The organism is Parasphingomonas halimpatiens (assembly GCF_036663795.1).
GTDB lineage: Bacteria > Pseudomonadota > Alphaproteobacteria > Sphingomonadales > Sphingomonadaceae > Sphingomonas.
The window spans coordinates 177,875-193,520 of the sequence record NZ_JAXOJP010000006.1; the positions used below are offsets into that span (position 1 = coordinate 177,875).

The following is a 15,646-nucleotide window of genomic DNA, read 5'->3' on the forward strand; positions in this document are numbered from 1 at the left end:
CGCTCTCGCTATCCAAAATATGGGTCCGGACGCGCTTACCCCCTCCCCCCCCGGTGGCGCCTCCGGACCCAAAACTTTCCCCCACCACGATAATCCGTTGAACACCGGCCATCCTTCGCGACGGAACGATGTCGAGCGCCAGGCATTGAACGCCTGCGGACACCGCGTCCCACACCATCGCCCCCTTCATCGCAATATCAGGAGAATGTCATGCGCACGTTCATAGGCATTGCAGCCATCGTCGGCGCCCTGCTGGTCAGCGCCTGCAACACCGTCGAGGGCGTGGGCCGCGATGTCGAATCCGCCGGGCGCACCGTCGCCAACACGGCTGACGACGCCAAATAATCGGCTTTACGCCTTAAACGAGCAACAGGCCCTCTCCCGACATGTCGGGCGGAGGGCCTGTTGCTATGCTTCAGCCGTTTCGGTCGTCTTGGCGCGCTTGCGCTCGGTGAACCAGATCGCAATCAGCGACAGTTCGTAAAGGCCGACCAGCGGCACCGCGAGCATGAACATCGATCCGGCATCGGGCGGCGCCAGAACCAGCGCGATCGCGAAACAACCGATGATCGCATAACGCCGCGCGCCGACCAGTTGCTTGCGCGTGACGATCCCGGCGCGCTCGAGCAGCATCAGCAACACCGGCAGCAGGAAGGCGATGCCGAAGCCGAACAGGAATTGCATCGTGAAGGACAGGTAATTGTCGACCGAGGGCAGCGCCTCGCGCTCCACGCCCCCGACATTGCCCTGATAGCCGAGCAGGAAGTGCAGCGCTGCCGGAATGGCCATGAAATAGGCCAGCGACGCCCCCAGCGCGAACAGCACCGGCGTCGCCAGCAGGAAGGGCAGCAGCGCCTTCTTTTCCTTGCGGTAGAGGCCGGGCGCGACGAACTGCCACAGCTGATTGGCGATCACCGGGAAGGCGATCATCATGCCGGCGAAGAACGCTACCTTGAGCTGGACGAAGAACGCCTCGAACAGCTGGGTGTAGATCAGCTTGCTCTGCCCCGCCTTGACCAGCGGATGGACCAGCACGCCGAAGATCGGCTCGGCGAAATAGAGGCAGATGCAAAAGGCGATAACCATCGCCGCGAGGCTCCACAGCAACCGGCGGCGCAGCTCGATCAGATGGTCCATCAACGGGGCGCGGCTGTCTTCCAACTCGTCGACCGGCGCGTTCACGACGATGCCTCGGGCTTGGGTGCCGGCGGTTTGCGCGTCCGCGGCTTCTTCACCACGGCTTCCGGCGCGGGGATCGCGGGCGCAGCCTGGATCACGCCATTGTCGTCCACCACCGGTGCGACGACCGGCGGTTCGACCGTCACCACCGGGGCTTCGCCTCCCTCGGCCGTCCAGTCATGCTCGCCCGGCGAATCGAGCGCCAGCATCGCCGGGGTCGGCGGATGCTCGCGCATGATGCGCTCATTCTCCTCCGCCCAGCGCTTTTCCATCTCGTTCAGCTCGGATTCGCGGATGATGTTATCGAAACCGGCGCGAAACTGCCGCGCCGCACCGCGCGCGCGCCCCACCCAATAGCCCGCGACGCGCATTGCCTTGGGCAGATCCTTGGGCGGAATCACGATGATGGCGACCGCGCCAAGCAGCAACAGTTCGGTAGGAGCTATGTCGAACATTCGGAATCGAAACCCAGTGCCGGAGGCAGAAGTCGTGCGTCAGATCTCGCTGTCGCGCACGCGATTGCCGTCGCGATCGATCACCGGATCGGATGGCTTCACCTCGATGCGGCTCGGCTTCACCGGCGTCTCGTCTTCCTCCGCCATGCCCTTCTTGAACTGCTTGATGCCCTTGGCGACATCACCCATCATGTTCGAGAAGCGACCGCCTCCCAGCACGAGGATCGCGATACCACCGAACACCAGCCAGTGGACGAGGCTGAAACTACCCATCACTCAATCTCCTAGAAGGCCCCATATCTAGGCCTCTTCGTCGCCGTTTTCCACCTCGACGTCGTCATCGTCCAACATTCCGGCATGTTCCATCGCCAGATCGATCGGATCGAGCAGCCCGGCGGCGCGCAGATCGTCGATGCCGGGCAGGTCGCGGCGGCTCGCCAGCCCGAAATGAAGCAGGAATTCCGGCGTCGTGGCATAGAGCAAAGGCCGCCCCGGCACCTCGCGGCGCCCGGCCGGACGGATCCACCCCGCCTCCATCAACACGTCGAGCGTCCCCTTGGAAATCTGCACGCCGCGGATCGCCTCGATCTCGGCGCGCGTCGCCGGCTCGTGATAGGCGATGATCGCCAGCGTCTCGATTCCCGCGCGGCTCAGCTTGCGCGCCTCGTCGCGGTCGCGACGCAGCAGATGCGCCATGTCGGCGGCGGTCTGGAACTGCCAGCGCTCGCCCCGCCGCACCAGCTCGATGCCGCGCCCGGCATAGTCTGCGGCGAGCTCTTCGAGCACAGCGCGCACCCCGGTCGCGCCGTTGAGATGCGTGGCGATGGCATCGACGGTCAGCGGCTCGGTCGCGGCGAACAGCACCGCCTCGACCGCGCGGGTCAGTTCATCGGCGCGCTTCATGCCGCCGCCCCCGCATCGGGCGCCTTGAGATAGAGCGGCGCGAAAGGCGATTTCTGGCGCAACTCGACCCTGCCCTGCCGCGCCAGTTCGAGCGCGGCGACGAAGCTCGACGCCAGCGCCGATTTGCGGAAGATGCCGACCGCGCCCTCGGGCAGGAAACTCTCGATCGTGCTCCACGCGATGTTCACGCCGACCAGCCGCGAGACGCGATTGAGCGCCTCCTCCAGCGTCATCACCGGACGGTTGGCGACGATGTGCATCACCGGCCGGCTGCGCGCGCTGATCCGACCATAGGCGGCGATCAGATCGTAGATCTCGGCCTGCCACACCGCCTTGCGCACCACGCGCAACCCCTCGGGCGCGCCGCGCAGGAACACGTCGCGGCCGAGCCGGTCGCGCGCAATCAGCCGCGCGCCCGCCTCGCGCATCGCATTGAGCCGCTCGAGCCGCAGCTGCAGCCGCAGCGCCAGTTCCTCGGGGCTCGGCTCGATCTCGGGGTCGCGCGGCAGCAACAGCCCCGATTTGAGATAGGCGAGCCACGCCGCCATCACGAGATAATCCGCCGCCAGCTCGAGTTGCAGCGTCTTGGCCTCCTCGACGAAGGTCAGATATTGGTCGACCAGCGCGAGGATCGAGATTTGCTTGAGATCGACCTTCTGGTTGCGCGCGAGCGCCAGCAACAGGTCGAGCGGACCTTCCCAGCCATCGAGGTCGAGCGTCAGCGTTACGGGTTCGGCGTCCATGAGTGCGACGCTACACGATCCGTTCGGCAGCGCGAAACATCACGCGAGTGCCAGCAACGCGTCGCGTTTGGCGATCAATGCGGCCATGTCGCCCTCGGGCGCCCTGCCCGCGACCGACGCCATCGCGCGATCGAGCCGGGCGCGCGACAGCGCCGAAATGTCGTCAAGCCGCGCGGCGATTTCGCGCATCTCGTCCATCCGGCCCCAGCAATCGAGCACGACGTCGCAACCCGCGGCGATCGCCCCGGCTGCCTTGTCGCCGGCGGTGCCGCTCAGCGCCTTCATGTCGATATCGTCGGTCATCAACAGGCCGTCGAAGCCGATCGCGCCGCGTATCACCCGGTCGATCACGATCGACGACAATGTTGCGGGGCTTGCCGGATCCCAGGCGTCGAACACGATGTGCGAGGTCATCCCCATCGGCGCGTCCTTCAGCGCGCGGAACGGATGGAGGTCGATCTCCAGTTCCTCGACCGTCGCCGTCACGGTCGGCAGGTGGTGATGCGTATCGACCTGCGCGCGGCCATGGCCGGGCATATGCTTGACCACGCCGACCACCCCGGCACGCGCCAGACCGTCGACGATCGCGCGGCCCATCGCCGCGACGCGCAGCGGCTCGCGACCCAGCGCACGGATCGAGATCGCCTCGGTGGTGTCGGGCTGGACGACGTCGAGCAGCGGCATGCAGTCGACATTGATGCCGACTTCGGCGAGCATCAGGCCGATCGCCTGCGCATTGGCCCGCGCCGCTTCGATCGCCGAGATCGGCGCGATGTCGTACAGTGCGTCGAACGCAGGACCGGCGGGGAATTCGGGCCATTCGGGTGCCTTCATTCGCGCGACGCGGCCGCCCTCCTGGTCGATCAGGATCGGCACGTCATCGCGGCCCGATAGCGCCCGCAACTCGTCGGTCAGCGCGCGCATTTGTGCTCGGTCGGCGACGTTGCGGCCGAACAGGATAAAGCCGAGCGGATCGGCATCGGTGAAAAAGGCGCGCTCGTCGGCGGTCAGTGCCAGACCGCTCAGGCCGAAGATGACGGGTTTCATGGGGTCGGGTTAATCGATCGCTGCGCGTTAGGACAGAGCGGCGCCGGCAAAAAAAGCCCGCGCCGCCATGACGTCAGTCATCCGTTCAGTCGCGCGCGACGAAGCAATCCTCGCCGGCAACCTTGAGCTTGCCGCAAAGTTCGCCCGCCTGCCCGGCGCTGCCCGCGTTGACGCGCAGGCGATAGACGGTGCGGCCATTGACCTCGGCCTTCTGCACCGACTTGCCGAGCGCGCCGATATAGCTGAAGCGCTTGGCCTTCTTGGCCCAGGCCGTATTGGCCTCGGCCTCGCTCGGGAAGGAGCCGAGCTGGATCAGCCCGCTCGCGGCACCCGCATCGGCAGCGGGCGCGACTTTGGCCGGCGCGGGCGCGCCGAGCTTGCCGCCCGACGCGGGAACCGGCGCGACGGTCTTGGCAGCGCCACTCGCCGCCGGATTGGCGGGCGTCACCTTGGTGCCCGTAACGGGCGCCTCGGGCATCGCGGCAAGATTGATCGATGCATTGCCCGTCCCCGAGCCGTCGCTGGTCGCGATCGCGGTATCGCCCTCGCCGGTGACGTTCATCCCGCCGGGCTCGTCGGGCTTGACCTTGTAGTCGCCCTCCTGCGCCGCGATCAGCGCGCCATTGCCGTCGGTCACGCGGTGGCTCTTGAACCAGTAGAAGCCGAAGATTGCCGCGGCGATTACCGCCAGCCCGATCACGACGAGCAGGATCACCCGGCCGATCGACGGGCCGTCGCTATAATCCTCATCGACGGTTTCGAGCCACGGTAGCCGATCCTCGTCGCGCACTTCATAGTCGCCGCCTGACGTGGCCATCAATTCATCTCCTCGACCGCCTGTACCCCCATGATGGACAGGCCGTTGCGCACGATCTGCCCTATAGCATCGGCAAGGAAAAGGCGTGCACAAGTGATCGTGGCATCACCCTCGATCACGAAACGACGCTCCGGCTGGTCGTTGCCGAGATTATACAAGGCGTGAAATTCAGCCGCGAGATCGTTGAGATAAAAGGCGATACGGTGCGGTTCACGCGCCGTCGCAGAAGTCTCGACGATGCGCGGGAACTGCGCCGCGAGTTTGACCAGCTCGAGCTCGCGGGTATCAAGTTGGGACAGGTCGACCGACGAGCAGTGTATTCCCGCATCCTGCGCCTTGCGGTTCAGGCGCTTGATCCGGGCATGTGCGTACTGGACGTAGAAAACCGGGTTGTCGCGCGAGAATTCCACCACCTTGGCGAAGTCGAAGTCCATCTGTGCGTCGGACTTGCGCGTCAGCATGGTGAAGCGCACGACATCCTTGCCGACTTCGCGCACAACATCAGCAAGCGTGACGAAGTTGCCGGCCCGCTTGGACATCTTGATCGGCTCGCCCGCCCGCAACAGCCGCACCATCTGCACCAGCTTGACGTCGAAGCGCGTCTTGCCGCCGGTCAGCGCCTGCACCGCCGCGACGATACGCTTGACCGTGCCGGCATGGTCGGCGCCCCAGATGTCGATCAGCGCGTCGGCGGTCTGCGCCTTCTGCCAGTGATAAGCGAGATCGGCACCGAAATAGGTCCACTGCCCGTTCGACTTCCTGATCGGCCGGTCCTGGTCGTCGCCGAACTGCGAAGAGCGGAACAGCGGCAGCATCACCGGCTCCCAGTCTTCGGGGGTCTCGCCCTTGGGGGCTTCGAGCATCCCGTCATAGATCAGCCCGCGCGCGCGCAGCTCCTTCTCGGCCGCCTCGGGCTTGCCCGCCGCCTGCAGTTCGGCCTCGGACGAGAAAAGATCGTGATGGATACCGAGCAACGCAAGATCGGCCTTGATCAGCACCAGCATCGCCGCGACCGCCGCCTTGCGGAACAGCACGAGCCATTCGCTCTCCGGCGCGCCGACATATGTGTCGCCGAATTCTTGCGCCAGCGCCTGGCCCAGCGGCACCAGATAATCGCCCGGATACAGCCCCTCGGGGATTTCGCCGATATCCTCGCCGAGCGCCTCGCGGTAACGCAGATGCGCCGAACGGGCGAGCGTATCGACCTGCCCACCGGCATCGTTGACATAATATTCGCGGATCACCTTGTGCCCGGCGAATTCGAGCAGCGCCGCCAGCGCATCGCCGACCACCGCGCCGCGGCAATGCCCCATATGCATCGGCCCTGTCGGGTTGGCCGAGACATATTCGATATTGACCGTGACGCCCGCGCCGATCGTCGAGCGGCCATAATCGGCACCCTCGTCATGGATCGCCGACAGTTCGGCGCGCCATGTATCCTCGGTCAGCGTCATGTTGATGAAGCCCGGCCCGGCGATCGTCACCGCCGCGACCTCCTCAATCTCGCGCAACTGCGCGGCGATCTTCTCGGCCAGCGCGCGCGGGTTGGTCGCGGCCGGCTTGGCCAGCACCATCGCGGCGTTGGTCGCGAGGTCGCCATGGCTCCGGTCACGCGGCGGCTCGACCGTCACGGCAGTGCGATCGAGCCCGGCCGGCAGGTCGCCGGCGGCAACAAGGGCATCGAGCGCCGCATCGAGATGCGCGGCGAAGCGTGAATACAGCGTCATGAAAAATCCGGTCGTCAAGAGCGAGCGCGCGCCTTAGCGGATCGCCTTGCGCAACTCAAATGCGCCCCCGGGACCCGCCGCGATTTACCCCAGCCCGCGTCGCAGCACCCGCCCGAGCCGCGCCGAAAAGGCGCGCGGATCGACCGGCAATTCGCCATCGGCGATCCGCGCCTCGTCGAACAGCAGATGCGCCGCGTCCTCGCGAAGCTCGGTCTCGCCCTCGCCGACCGCGCTCAGTCCGGTGATCAGCGCATGGCGCGGGTTGATTTCGAGCACCGGCTTCGAGGCGATGTCGAGCCGCCCGGCACCCGCCAGCAGCTTTTCCATCTGACGATCCATGCCGTGCTCGGGCGCGACGAGGCAGGCGGCGCTTTCGGTCAGTCGGTCGGAAACGCGCACGTCGGACACCGCATCGCCGAGCGTCGTCTTGACGAAGGCGATGAAGCCATTGACCGCGTCGCTCGCCTCCGGCGTCGGCTGCTCGCCTTCTGGCAGTGGGATCAGCCGCAGGTCGGCGAGGCCCTGCGTCACCGATTTGAACGGCTTGCCGCCATGATCGATGCCGGCGCCAACCCAGAAGGCGTCGACCTGGTCGGCCAGCAGCAGCACCTCGATGCCGCGCGCGCGGAACCCCTCGAGCTGCGGCGACGAGGCCAGCCGGTCGAGATCGTCGCCGGTCGCATAATAGATCGCGGTCTGATTCTCCTTCAGATCCGCGACATAATCCTTGAGCGAACGCCACGCGCCGCCCGAGGTCGTGCTCTTGAAGCGGGCGAGGCCAAGCAGCGTCTCGCGCCGGCCATAATCCTCGTAAAGCCCTTCCTTGAGCACCGCGCCAAAATTGTCCCAGACTTTGAGATAACGTTCACTGTCGCTGGCCGACAGCTTGTCGAGTTCGCCCAGCACGCGGTTGGTTACGCCCTTCTGGATCGCGGCAAGCACTGGGCTGTCCTGGATCATCTCGCGCGAGACGTTGAGCGGCAAATCGTTCGAATCGACCAGCCCGCGCACGAAACGCAGATAGCGCGGCAGGATCTGCGCTTCGTCGGTGATGAACACGCGCCGCACATAAAGCTTCATCCGCCCCGCACGATCGGGATCGAACAGGTCGAACGGCCGGCTTTCGGGCACGAAGGCGAGCACGGCATAATCGTGCAGCCCCTCGGCGCGATAATGCAGCGTCAGCGCCGGCGCGTCGAACTGGCCGGCGACGGTGCGGTAGAAATCGGCATATTCCTCGCTGCTGATCTCCGCCTTGGGTCTCGTCCACAGCGCAGCACCGTCAGCAATCTGCTTCGGCTCGGCGTCGGCGCTATCCTTGAGGAAGATCGCCACCGGCACATGGCCGGATTGCGCCTTGATCGTCCGTTCGACCGTCGCGCTCTCGGTATAGGCGGTCGCATCTTCCTTGAGATGCAGCACGACGCGCGTGCCGCGCGCCGGCGCCTCGGCGACATCGGCCGCGCGGATCGTATAGGTGCCAAGACCGTCCGACGACCACAGGGCGGCGGCATCGCTGCCGGCACGGCGCGACGTCACCTCGACCTGGTCGGCAACCATGAACGCCGAATAGAATCCGACGCCGAACTGGCCGATCAGGAAACTCTCGCCGCCCTCCTTGGCACCGGCGATGCGGTCCATGAACGCCTTGGTGCCCGAGCGTGCGATCGTACCGAGCGCCTCGCCCAGTTCGGCCTCGCTCATGCCGATGCCATTGTCCTCGACCGTCAGCCGGCGCGCGTCGGCGTCGAGCGTCACGGTGATCCGCGCCGCGCCGTCGTCGCCGAGCAGCTCGGGCGCGCTGATCGCCTCGTAGCGCAGCTTCTCGCACGCATCGGCCGCGTTGGAGATCAATTCGCGCAGGAAGACGTCCTTGTCCGAATAGACCGAGTGCACCATCAGGTGCAGCAGCTTGGCAACGTCGGCTTCGAAGGAACGGGTCTCGGGAATGGCGTCGGACATCGTCGTCATGGCGGTATCGGGCTCTCCAAAGATGATCGGCCGGTCAGATGGCCGCCCGATCGCATCGATTCAAGGTCCCGCTATGGATTGCGCAAGAGAGGCCGACAAGCGACGATGTAACGGCCCGCGCGGCCCGGATACGTAGCTTCACCAATCCCGCCGCGCGGTTGCGCGCCGCTAGACAGCGAGCCGCGAAATAGCCAGTCAGTGCTGGAAAAGGAAACCACCAACGTCTGTTCTGCACCAAGGTCTGAACGCTTCACCTACCCGGAGAATGACAATGGCTACTCCTGCTCCCCGCCGCGTCGCCCTGGTAACCGGCGGCACGACCGGCATCGGTGCCGCGATCTGCCGCGCCTTCGATCGGGCCGGCTATGCCGTCGCCGCCACCTACACCCATGACAGCGCGCGCGCCGCCGCCTTCACCGCGGAGACCGGCATCCCGACCTTCCAATGGTCGGTCGCCGACGAAGCGGCGTGCATCGAGGGCACGGCGCAGGTCGTCGCTGCGCTCGGCCCGATCGACATTCTCGTCAACAATGCCGGCATCACGCGCGATGCGGGCTTCGCCAAGATGCAATCCGAACAATGGCGCGAGGTGATCGACGTCAACCTCACCAGCTGCTTCAACATGACGCATGCCGTGTTCGCCGGCATGCGCACGCGCAAATGGGGCCGGATCGTCAACATCAGCTCGATCAACGGCCAGGCGGGCCAGTTCGGCCAGGCCAATTATTCGGCCGCCAAGGCCGGCATGCTGGGCTTCACCAAGGCGCTCGCGCTCGAGGGCGCACGCGACGGAGTGACGGTCAACGCCGTCGCGCCCGGCTATACCGAGACCGACATGGTCCGCGCGGTGCCCGCCGATGTCCTCGCCAAGATCGTGGCGCGCATTCCCGTCGGGCGGCTCGCCCAGCCGGAAGAGATCGCGCGCTGCGTCGCCTTTCTCTGCGCGGAAGAGTCGGGATATATCACCGGCGCGACGCTGACGGTGAATGGCGGGCAATATATGGCCTGACGCCGCGCCTGCGGACCTTCAGGCTGCGTGGACGTAGCTGCCCGGCGCCGGCAGCAGCGGCGGAAAGCCCTTGTCGGGCGCCCCCATCGGCGGCGGCGCGACCAAGGCACCCGAATGGGCGGCAAGCCATGCCGCCCATTCGGGCCACCACGAGCCGTCATGCGACACGGCTTCCCGCTCCCAACCGGCCGGGTCGAGATAGGCGCCACGTTCCGGGCGCGTCAGCACGCGGTAATGGCGGTGCGGATGCCCCGGTGGCGAGACGATCCCGGCATTGTGGCCACCCGAGGTCAGCACGAAGGTCACCTCGCTTTCGGTCAGCATGTGCAGCTTGTGCACCGAGTGCCACGGCGCGACATGATCGGTCTCGGTACCGAGTGCGAAGATCGGCAGGTGCAGGTCCGACAGGCTGACGGGTCGTCCGTCGACGGGAAAGCGCCCCTCGGCCAGATCGTCATTGAGGAACAGCCGGCGCAGATACTCGCTGTGCATCGCATAGGGCATGCGCGTGCCATCGGCGTTCCAGGCCATCAGGTCGTTCATCGCCGGCCGCTCGCCCATCAGATATTCGCCGATCAATCGCGACCAGATCAGGTCATTCGAGCGCAGCAGTTCGAACGTACCCGCCATCTGCCGGCTGTCGAGATAGCCTTGCGTCCACATCATCTCGTCGAGAAATTCGAGCTGCGACGGGTCGATGAACAGCCCCAGTTCGCCGGGCTCGCTGAACTCCGTCTGCGCGGCGAACAGGCTCAGACTGGCCAGCCGGTCATCGCCATCGCGCGCCATCGCCGCCGCCGCGATCGCCAGCAACGTGCCGCCGAGACAATAGCCGACGCCATGCACTTTGGCCGCGCCGGTGATCGCCCGCACCGCGTCGAGCGCCGCCATCGGACCGAGGCGGCGATACGCATCCATGTCCCTGTCGCGCAGCGATCCGTCGGGGTTGCGCCACGAGATCATGAAGACCGTATGCCCCTGTTCGACCAGCCATTTGACCAGCGAATTGGCAGGCGACAGGTCGAGGATGTAATATTTCATGATCCAGGCGGGCACGATCAGCACGGGGTCCGCGCGCACGGTGTCGGTCGTCGGCGCATATTGGATCAGCTCGATCAATTCGTTGGGGAACACCACCTGCCCCGGGGTCACCGCCACCTGCTCGCCGGGCACGAACGCCTCGGTTCCGACCGGCGGGCTATGCCGCAGCGCCCGCTCCAGATCTTCGCGCAGCAGCCGCGCGCCCTCGACGAGGCAGGCGCCGCCAGTCTCCATGATGCGCCGTTGCAGCACCGGGTTGGTCAGCGGCGAATTCGACGGCGCGACCATGTCGAGCAGCTGGCGCCCGACGAAATTGACCACCCGCTCGTGATGCGGCGCCATGCCCGGCACGTCGCGGGTCGCGGCATCCCACCATTGCTGGGCAAGCAGAAAAGTCTGTTGCCAGTAGGCGTAGGGCAGGTCGCGCCAGGCGGGATCGTCCCAGCGATGGTCCTGCGGCAGCGGCGCGATGACCGGCGCGACCGGTGCGCCGGGCGGGTTGCCGGCGGCGGAATGCGCCAGCCGCATTTCCTTGCGCCCCGCCTTGAGCGCGAGATGCGCGAGCTTGCCCGGCGCGAGCGCGAGATGGCTCATCCAGTCGAAATAGGCCGAGGCCAGCGCCGCCGGCGATATCCCGCGCGTCCATTGCGCCACCATCGACACGGTCAGGCGATTGGCCAGCGAGGCGACCTCTTCAAAGGGATCGGGGGCGTCGGGGGCCGGCAGTGGGGGTGCGATCGTCGAGGGATTGACAGCCAAGGCGCGCGCTTGGTTCCGCCGTGATATGTGCTTGCCCGGCATGTGCTTCGGCGCCTTCGATTGTTTCCGCTCGCGCGGCCTAACCGAGCGGCCAACGCCTCGGAATACGTGTTGCCCCGAAGGTGCGCGCCCGGCCCTGCCTCGCCTGCGTCTCAGGAACGGCGCCGCGCGGTTGAAGCCAGGTCAAAGTTCATATATCACGAGGTACTACCTCTTGATACCGGATCACGACGATGGCGACCTCAATCAAGATCGACGACGAATTGAAGAGCCGGATCAAACACCTCGCGACCGCGCGTGATCGAACGGCGCATTGGATCATGCGTGAGGCGATCAAGCAATATGTCGACCGAGAGGAAAGCAAGGAGAGCTTCCGCGATGAAGCGCTGCTTGCCTGGCGGGAATATTCGGACGCCGGACAGCATGTGACCGGCGAGGAAGTGATCGCTTGGTTGGAGCGCGCCGGGACGGCCGAAGAAACGGCATTTCCTGAATGCCACGACTGATCGTTACACGTCGCGCTGCGTTGGGAATTAAGCGCTGCCACGAATTCCTGCATGACCGCAATCCCGACGCGGCAATGCGATCGAATCAGGTCATCGCCGCGCAGTTGCGGCTGCTGACCACCAACCCTGCAATCGGCCGTCCCTCTTCGCTCGACACGGATTGGCGCGAGCTCGTCATCCGCTTCGGTGACAGCGGCTATGTCGCGCTCTACCGGCACGTGCCGGGCGACGATGCCATCTACCTTCTTGCGTTCCGCCACCAGCGCGAGGCGGGCTATTGATCGCCGCCTAGACGAGGCCACCCACCGCCGGCGTGCCCTTGCTGTCAGGGAACAGCTTCGCCATCGCCCGCGCCGGATCGAGACCGAAATGCGCCGCCGTCGCGCCGCCAATGAAAGCGTCGAGCTGCGTCGTCGGCTTGAGATCGCGGCCCTCGAACAGTGCTGCCTGGCCGAGGCCGGGCCAGTCGGACAGCACGCGCCCGCCGCGCACCCCGCCGCCGAGCAGCATCGTCGCGCTGCCCGTGCCGTGGTCGGTGCCGCCGGTACCGTTGACCGCGACGGTGCGGCCGAACTCGGTCGCGACCAGCACCATCGTGTCGCTCCACAGCGGACCGAGCCCGGTCTTGAGCGCGCCGACCAGCGTGTCGAGATTGCGCAGTTGCGCGGCGAGCCGGCCGCGCTGGCCGGCATGGGTGTCCCAGCCGCCGGTCTCGATCATTGCGATGCGCGCACCGTCCGCCGGCACGAGCAGCTTCGCCGCGAGCGCGCCGGTCGCCGCCGCATTTTGCTGGTTGCCTGCCGCCATGTCGCTTGCCAACGCCTTGGTACCGAGCGCCTCGCTCCACAGCGCATGCAACTGGCTGTCGCCCTGATAGAGCATGGTGACGCGCTGGAGCAGGTCGTCGGTGGCCTGCGGCAGCGACGACGGTGCATAGGACGAAACCTCGGCCGGCCCGCGCAGCGCCATCGGCACGGTGGCCGATACCGCGATCGCCTTCGCCTTGCTCGGCGGCAACAGGCTGAGCATCCGGTTCAGCCAGCCATCCTTGACCTGATAGGCGCCGAGCCCGCCGGTCTCGAGCACATTCTGCCCGTCGAAATGCGAGCGATCGCGATAGGGCGAGGCGACGGCATGCGCGAACAATGCCTGGCGGTCGCGATACAGCCCGCCGATCGTGGCCAGCGACGGGTGGATCGCGAACATCGAGTCCAGCTTGGTCGCGCTCGCGAAATCGGCGGCCAGGTCACCGCGCTGCCCGACAAACGCCGGATCGCCGACCGGGGCGATCGTACCGAGACCATCGGCAGCACCGCGCTGGATAATGAACACGAAGCGTTTGTCGGTCTCGGCCTTGGCGAAGGCGATACCGGGGGCGAGCAGAGCGGCAAGACCGCCGATGCTGGCGGCGCCGACGAAGTGGCGACGATCGAGAACCATGGTCTATCTCCGCATGAATTCGGGGGCGACGAGCAGCAGCGCCAACCCCTGGCCGGGGCTTTCGGCATTGGCCAGCGCCTGGCTGGTGGCGGACGACAGCGCCGCCGGGAATAGCTTGGGCGCCAGCACACGCGCGTCGATCGTACCATTGGCGCGGCTCGCGAAACGTTCCGATGCCTCGACCCGGCGCATGATCGCGTCGGGCCCGGCCCAACTGGCAGCGATGTCATCATAGCCGGCGGGAGAACCGGGCTTCCAGGTCGGTTGGCCGAGCTGGTTGAGGAGCCCGGTGACGACCAGCGGCTGGAGCGTCTTCGCCCCCAACGCGCGCATCGACGAGACCGTCCATTCCCATGGCGTCTTGAACTTGACGGGCTGCGGCGCCCACGCCTCGGGCGCTTCGACCAGTACGCGGTAAAGGCTGGGCAGGTCGCCGCCGGTCATGAGGAAGCTCGCCTGCAGCCGCGCGACCAAAGCGGGCGGCGGCGTGTCGCCGGCGAAATGGCGGGCAAGCTTGGTCGCGATATGCGTCGCGGTGGCGGGGTGACGCGCGAGATCGTCGAGCACCGCCTGCGCCTGCCGCACGCCCGGTTGGTCATAGCGCTTGCCCATGATCGAGCGCGCGCCGGGCTCGTGCAGCGGCTCGGCAAAGACGAAGGCGCCGGCCGGCTCCTCGGTACCGGTGAAGCGCGCGCCGGGCGCTCGGCCGAGCCCCGACACCGTCCAGCCGGTCATCGCGCGGGCGAATTCGGTGACGTCGGCCTGGCTGTAGCCGGTGCGTACGCCGAGCGTGTGCAATTCCATGATCTCGCGGGCCAAATTCTCGTTGAGCCCGACCTTGCGGTTGCCGCGCGCCGCGACGCGCGTGCCGATCATGCTGTTCGGCCCGACCGACTGCGCCTGGTCGAGATAGAGCAGCATCGCCGGGTGACGCTCGACCGCGCCCAGCATGTCGCCGAAGGTGCCCAGCACATGCGGCCGGATCGCCTCGAATTCCAGCGTGCCTGACAGGCCGACGACGGTCAGCTTGTCGGCCGACACCGCGAAGTGATTGGCCCAGAAATGCACCAGTCGCTCGACGAACGGTGCCGGCGTGACGAGCGCGGTGGTCATCCGCGCGCCAACCGCGGCGGCATAATCGTCTCGCCCCTGGCGACGAGCGAATTGCCGCGCCTGCGCCACGGGATCGTCCTTGCGCGCCAGCATCTCGGGTGCCGGGGTTGCCGTCATGCCTTGCGCCATCTGCTGTGCCGCCGGCGACTCCGTCATTGGCGGTGTCGCCATCGCCGGCGCCGCCGTCGGCTTGCGTGCCGGGCCAAATTGCTGGCGCAGCTGGCGTTGTTCCTCGAGATATTGTGCCAGTTCCTGCGACACCGCGCGGCTGTCGGGTGCCGCGGCGATCGCCGCCGGTCGCGGGTCGAATCGCGCGAACTGGTCGAGCAGCCACGCCGAAGGGTTGTCGGGCGCTGGCTCGTCGGGCCGGGCACCGAGCCCGAAGCGGTTCATCGCGATGCTGGTCTGGGCCATCATGCTCTCCGGATAAATCTCATGGCGGCCACTCTCCACCCCAAGTGTCGCTAGATTATGCCGGTCCAACGCTTGGGCGTTCGTTTCGTGCAACTGGTCGCGCAATCTTTGCGCTTGGGACTTTGCTGCACTGCAATATGTTCGGCGGCGGCGAGGATGCTGATCTGGCTTTCGACACACGAAAGGAAAGATCATGACCAAGACACTCTTCGCGACCGCTGCGCTGCTCCTCGTCACCGCCGCGCCCGCTTTCGCCGACGAAAAGCCCGTTGAAATGAGCTTCCAGCGCGATGGCGACATCTATGTCTACACCAAAGCGGAACTGCCCGACCGCGTCGTGCTCGCCGGCCGCCGCCTGCCGGCGGGCGACAGCTTCGAACTGACGGTGCGTGGCGCCCAGGTGACCGGCACCGTCGGCGACCGGTCGGTCTCGTTCAAGATGCCACGCGCACGGACCAGGGCCGGCTCGACCGCGGTCGTCGCCGCGCGCTGATTCTGCCGCGGAACATCGCCCGCGCCCTC

Annotated in this window: 17 protein-coding genes; 5 read left to right on the forward strand and 12 right to left on the reverse strand. The window is 66.6% G+C overall.

What is annotated here, in order from left to right; genetic code table 11:
* The first annotated feature begins 210 nt into the window (after window positions 1-210).
* Window positions 211-345: an entericidin A/B family lipoprotein gene (locus U1839_RS08985; RefSeq protein ID WP_281125029.1), complete on the forward strand. Its 135-nt coding sequence runs from the start codon at window positions 211-213 to the stop codon at window positions 343-345.
* A gap of 63 nt (window positions 346-408) precedes the next feature.
* Here the strand turns inward: U1839_RS08985 and tatC are convergent, their stop codons facing one another.
* From tatC to htpG, 9 genes are all read right to left on the reverse strand, one after another.
* The gene (gene tatC / locus U1839_RS08990; protein WP_443030592.1) at window positions 409-1,137 is read right to left on the reverse strand and encodes a twin-arginine translocase subunit TatC; all 729 of its coding nucleotides are present in this window, start codon (window positions 1,135-1,137) and stop codon (window positions 409-411) included.
* A gap of 41 nt (window positions 1,138-1,178) precedes the next feature.
* Complete coding sequence (locus U1839_RS08995; RefSeq protein WP_332803316.1) at window positions 1,179-1,634, reverse strand: twin-arginine translocase TatA/TatE family subunit; 456 nt, start codon at window positions 1,632-1,634, stop codon at window positions 1,179-1,181.
* 39 nt (window positions 1,635-1,673) lie between these two features.
* A complete protein-coding gene (locus U1839_RS09000; RefSeq protein ID WP_332803317.1) occupies window positions 1,674-1,907 on the reverse strand; it encodes a Sec-independent protein translocase subunit TatA in 234 nt (77 codons plus the stop codon).
* Window positions 1,908-1,934: 27 nt separating this feature from the next.
* A complete protein-coding gene (gene scpB / locus U1839_RS09005) occupies window positions 1,935-2,537 on the reverse strand; it encodes an SMC-Scp complex subunit ScpB (protein ID WP_281125033.1) in 603 nt (200 codons plus the stop codon).
* On the reverse strand, window positions 2,534-3,280 hold the full coding sequence (locus tag U1839_RS09010; RefSeq protein WP_332803318.1) for a segregation and condensation protein A: 747 nt from the start codon (window positions 3,278-3,280) through the stop codon (window positions 2,534-2,536). Before U1839_RS09010 ends, scpB begins: the two co-directional genes overlap by 4 nt.
* A 39-nt stretch (window positions 3,281-3,319) precedes the next feature.
* The gene (locus tag U1839_RS09015) at window positions 3,320-4,327 is read right to left on the reverse strand and encodes a glycoside hydrolase family 3 N-terminal domain-containing protein (protein WP_332803319.1); all 1,008 of its coding nucleotides are present in this window, start codon (window positions 4,325-4,327) and stop codon (window positions 3,320-3,322) included.
* A gap of 85 nt (window positions 4,328-4,412) precedes the next feature.
* Window positions 4,413-5,144 carry an SPOR domain-containing protein gene (locus tag U1839_RS09020; RefSeq protein ID WP_332803320.1) on the reverse strand — a complete coding sequence of 244 codons (732 nt, stop codon included), beginning with the start codon at window positions 5,142-5,144 and terminating at the stop codon, window positions 4,413-4,415.
* Entirely contained in the window at window positions 5,144-6,871 is a 1,728-nt protein-coding gene (gene argS, locus U1839_RS09025) for an arginine--tRNA ligase (RefSeq protein ID WP_332803321.1), read from the reverse strand. The genes U1839_RS09020 and argS overlap by 1 nt, the downstream gene beginning before the upstream one ends.
* 84 nt (window positions 6,872-6,955) lie before the next feature.
* On the reverse strand, window positions 6,956-8,842 hold the full coding sequence (htpG, locus tag U1839_RS09030) for a molecular chaperone HtpG (RefSeq protein WP_332803322.1): 1,887 nt from the start codon (window positions 8,840-8,842) through the stop codon (window positions 6,956-6,958).
* 271 nt (window positions 8,843-9,113) lie between these two features.
* On the opposite strand from htpG, the gene phbB reads away from it, so the two are divergent.
* Entirely contained in the window at window positions 9,114-9,851 is a 738-nt protein-coding gene (gene phbB / locus U1839_RS09035; protein ID WP_332803323.1) for an acetoacetyl-CoA reductase, read from the forward strand.
* Window positions 9,852-9,869: 18 nt separating this feature from the next.
* Here the strand turns inward: phbB and U1839_RS09040 are convergent, their stop codons facing one another.
* On the reverse strand, window positions 9,870-11,651 hold the full coding sequence (locus U1839_RS09040) for a PHA/PHB synthase family protein (RefSeq protein ID WP_503653283.1): 1,782 nt from the start codon (window positions 11,649-11,651) through the stop codon (window positions 9,870-9,872).
* 233 nt (window positions 11,652-11,884) lie between these two features.
* Here U1839_RS09040 and U1839_RS09045 point away from each other — a divergent pair, with 233 nt between their 5' ends.
* Window positions 11,885-12,157, forward strand: a complete 273-nt coding sequence (locus U1839_RS09045) for a CopG family ribbon-helix-helix protein (protein WP_332803324.1) — start codon at window positions 11,885-11,887, stop codon at window positions 12,155-12,157.
* On the forward strand, window positions 12,145-12,438 hold the full coding sequence (locus U1839_RS09050) for a type II toxin-antitoxin system RelE/ParE family toxin (protein WP_332803325.1): 294 nt from the start codon (window positions 12,145-12,147) through the stop codon (window positions 12,436-12,438). Before U1839_RS09045 ends, U1839_RS09050 begins: the two co-directional genes overlap by 13 nt.
* 7 nt (window positions 12,439-12,445) lie before the next feature.
* Here U1839_RS09050 and U1839_RS09055 read toward each other — a convergent pair whose 3' ends face one another.
* Both U1839_RS09055 and U1839_RS09060 read right to left on the reverse strand, forming a co-directional pair.
* Complete coding sequence (locus U1839_RS09055) at window positions 12,446-13,597, reverse strand: DUF1501 domain-containing protein (protein ID WP_332803326.1); 1,152 nt, start codon at window positions 13,595-13,597, stop codon at window positions 12,446-12,448.
* 3 nt (window positions 13,598-13,600) lie between these two features.
* Window positions 13,601-15,124, reverse strand: a complete 1,524-nt coding sequence (locus U1839_RS09060) for a DUF1800 domain-containing protein (RefSeq protein WP_332803327.1) — start codon at window positions 15,122-15,124, stop codon at window positions 13,601-13,603.
* Window positions 15,125-15,317: 193 nt separating this feature from the next.
* On the opposite strand from U1839_RS09060, the gene U1839_RS09065 reads away from it, so the two are divergent.
* Window positions 15,318-15,617 carry a hypothetical protein gene (locus U1839_RS09065; protein WP_332803328.1) on the forward strand — a complete coding sequence of 100 codons (300 nt, stop codon included), beginning with the start codon at window positions 15,318-15,320 and terminating at the stop codon, window positions 15,615-15,617.
* Window positions 15,618-15,646 lie beyond the last annotated feature (29 nt).

Bases quoted from the DNA above. Each gene is read 5' to 3' on its own strand.
- U1839_RS08985 (WP_281125029.1), top strand. From the start codon at position 211: ATGCGCACGTTCATAGGCATTGCAGCCATCGTCGGCGCCCTGCTGGTC.
- tatC (WP_443030592.1), bottom strand. From the start codon at position 1,137: ATGGACCATCTGATCGAGCTGCGCCGCCGGTTGCTGTGGAGCCTCGCG.
- U1839_RS08995 (WP_332803316.1), bottom strand. From the start codon at position 1,634: ATGTTCGACATAGCTCCTACCGAACTGTTGCTGCTTGGCGCGGTCGCC.
- U1839_RS09000 (WP_332803317.1), bottom strand. From the start codon at position 1,907: ATGGGTAGTTTCAGCCTCGTCCACTGGCTGGTGTTCGGTGGTATCGCG.
- scpB (WP_281125033.1), bottom strand. From the start codon at position 2,537: ATGAAGCGCGCCGATGAACTGACCCGCGCGGTCGAGGCGGTGCTGTTC.
- U1839_RS09010 (WP_332803318.1), bottom strand. From the start codon at position 3,280: ATGGACGCCGAACCCGTAACGCTGACGCTCGACCTCGATGGCTGGGAA.
- U1839_RS09015 (WP_332803319.1), bottom strand. From the start codon at position 4,327: ATGAAACCCGTCATCTTCGGCCTGAGCGGTCTGGCACTGACCGCCGAC.
- U1839_RS09020 (WP_332803320.1), bottom strand. From the start codon at position 5,144: ATGGCCACGTCAGGCGGCGACTATGAAGTGCGCGACGAGGATCGGCTA.
- argS (WP_332803321.1), bottom strand. From the start codon at position 6,871: ATGACGCTGTATTCACGCTTCGCCGCGCATCTCGATGCGGCGCTCGAT.
- htpG (WP_332803322.1), bottom strand. From the start codon at position 8,842: ATGACGACGATGTCCGACGCCATTCCCGAGACCCGTTCCTTCGAAGCC.
- phbB (WP_332803323.1), top strand. From the start codon at position 9,114: ATGGCTACTCCTGCTCCCCGCCGCGTCGCCCTGGTAACCGGCGGCACG.
- U1839_RS09045 (WP_332803324.1), top strand. From the start codon at position 11,885: ATGGCGACCTCAATCAAGATCGACGACGAATTGAAGAGCCGGATCAAA.
- U1839_RS09050 (WP_332803325.1), top strand. From the start codon at position 12,145: ATGCCACGACTGATCGTTACACGTCGCGCTGCGTTGGGAATTAAGCGC.
- U1839_RS09055 (WP_332803326.1), bottom strand. From the start codon at position 13,597: ATGGTTCTCGATCGTCGCCACTTCGTCGGCGCCGCCAGCATCGGCGGT.
- U1839_RS09060 (WP_332803327.1), bottom strand. From the start codon at position 15,124: ATGGCCCAGACCAGCATCGCGATGAACCGCTTCGGGCTCGGTGCCCGG.
- U1839_RS09065 (WP_332803328.1), top strand. From the start codon at position 15,318: ATGACCAAGACACTCTTCGCGACCGCTGCGCTGCTCCTCGTCACCGCC.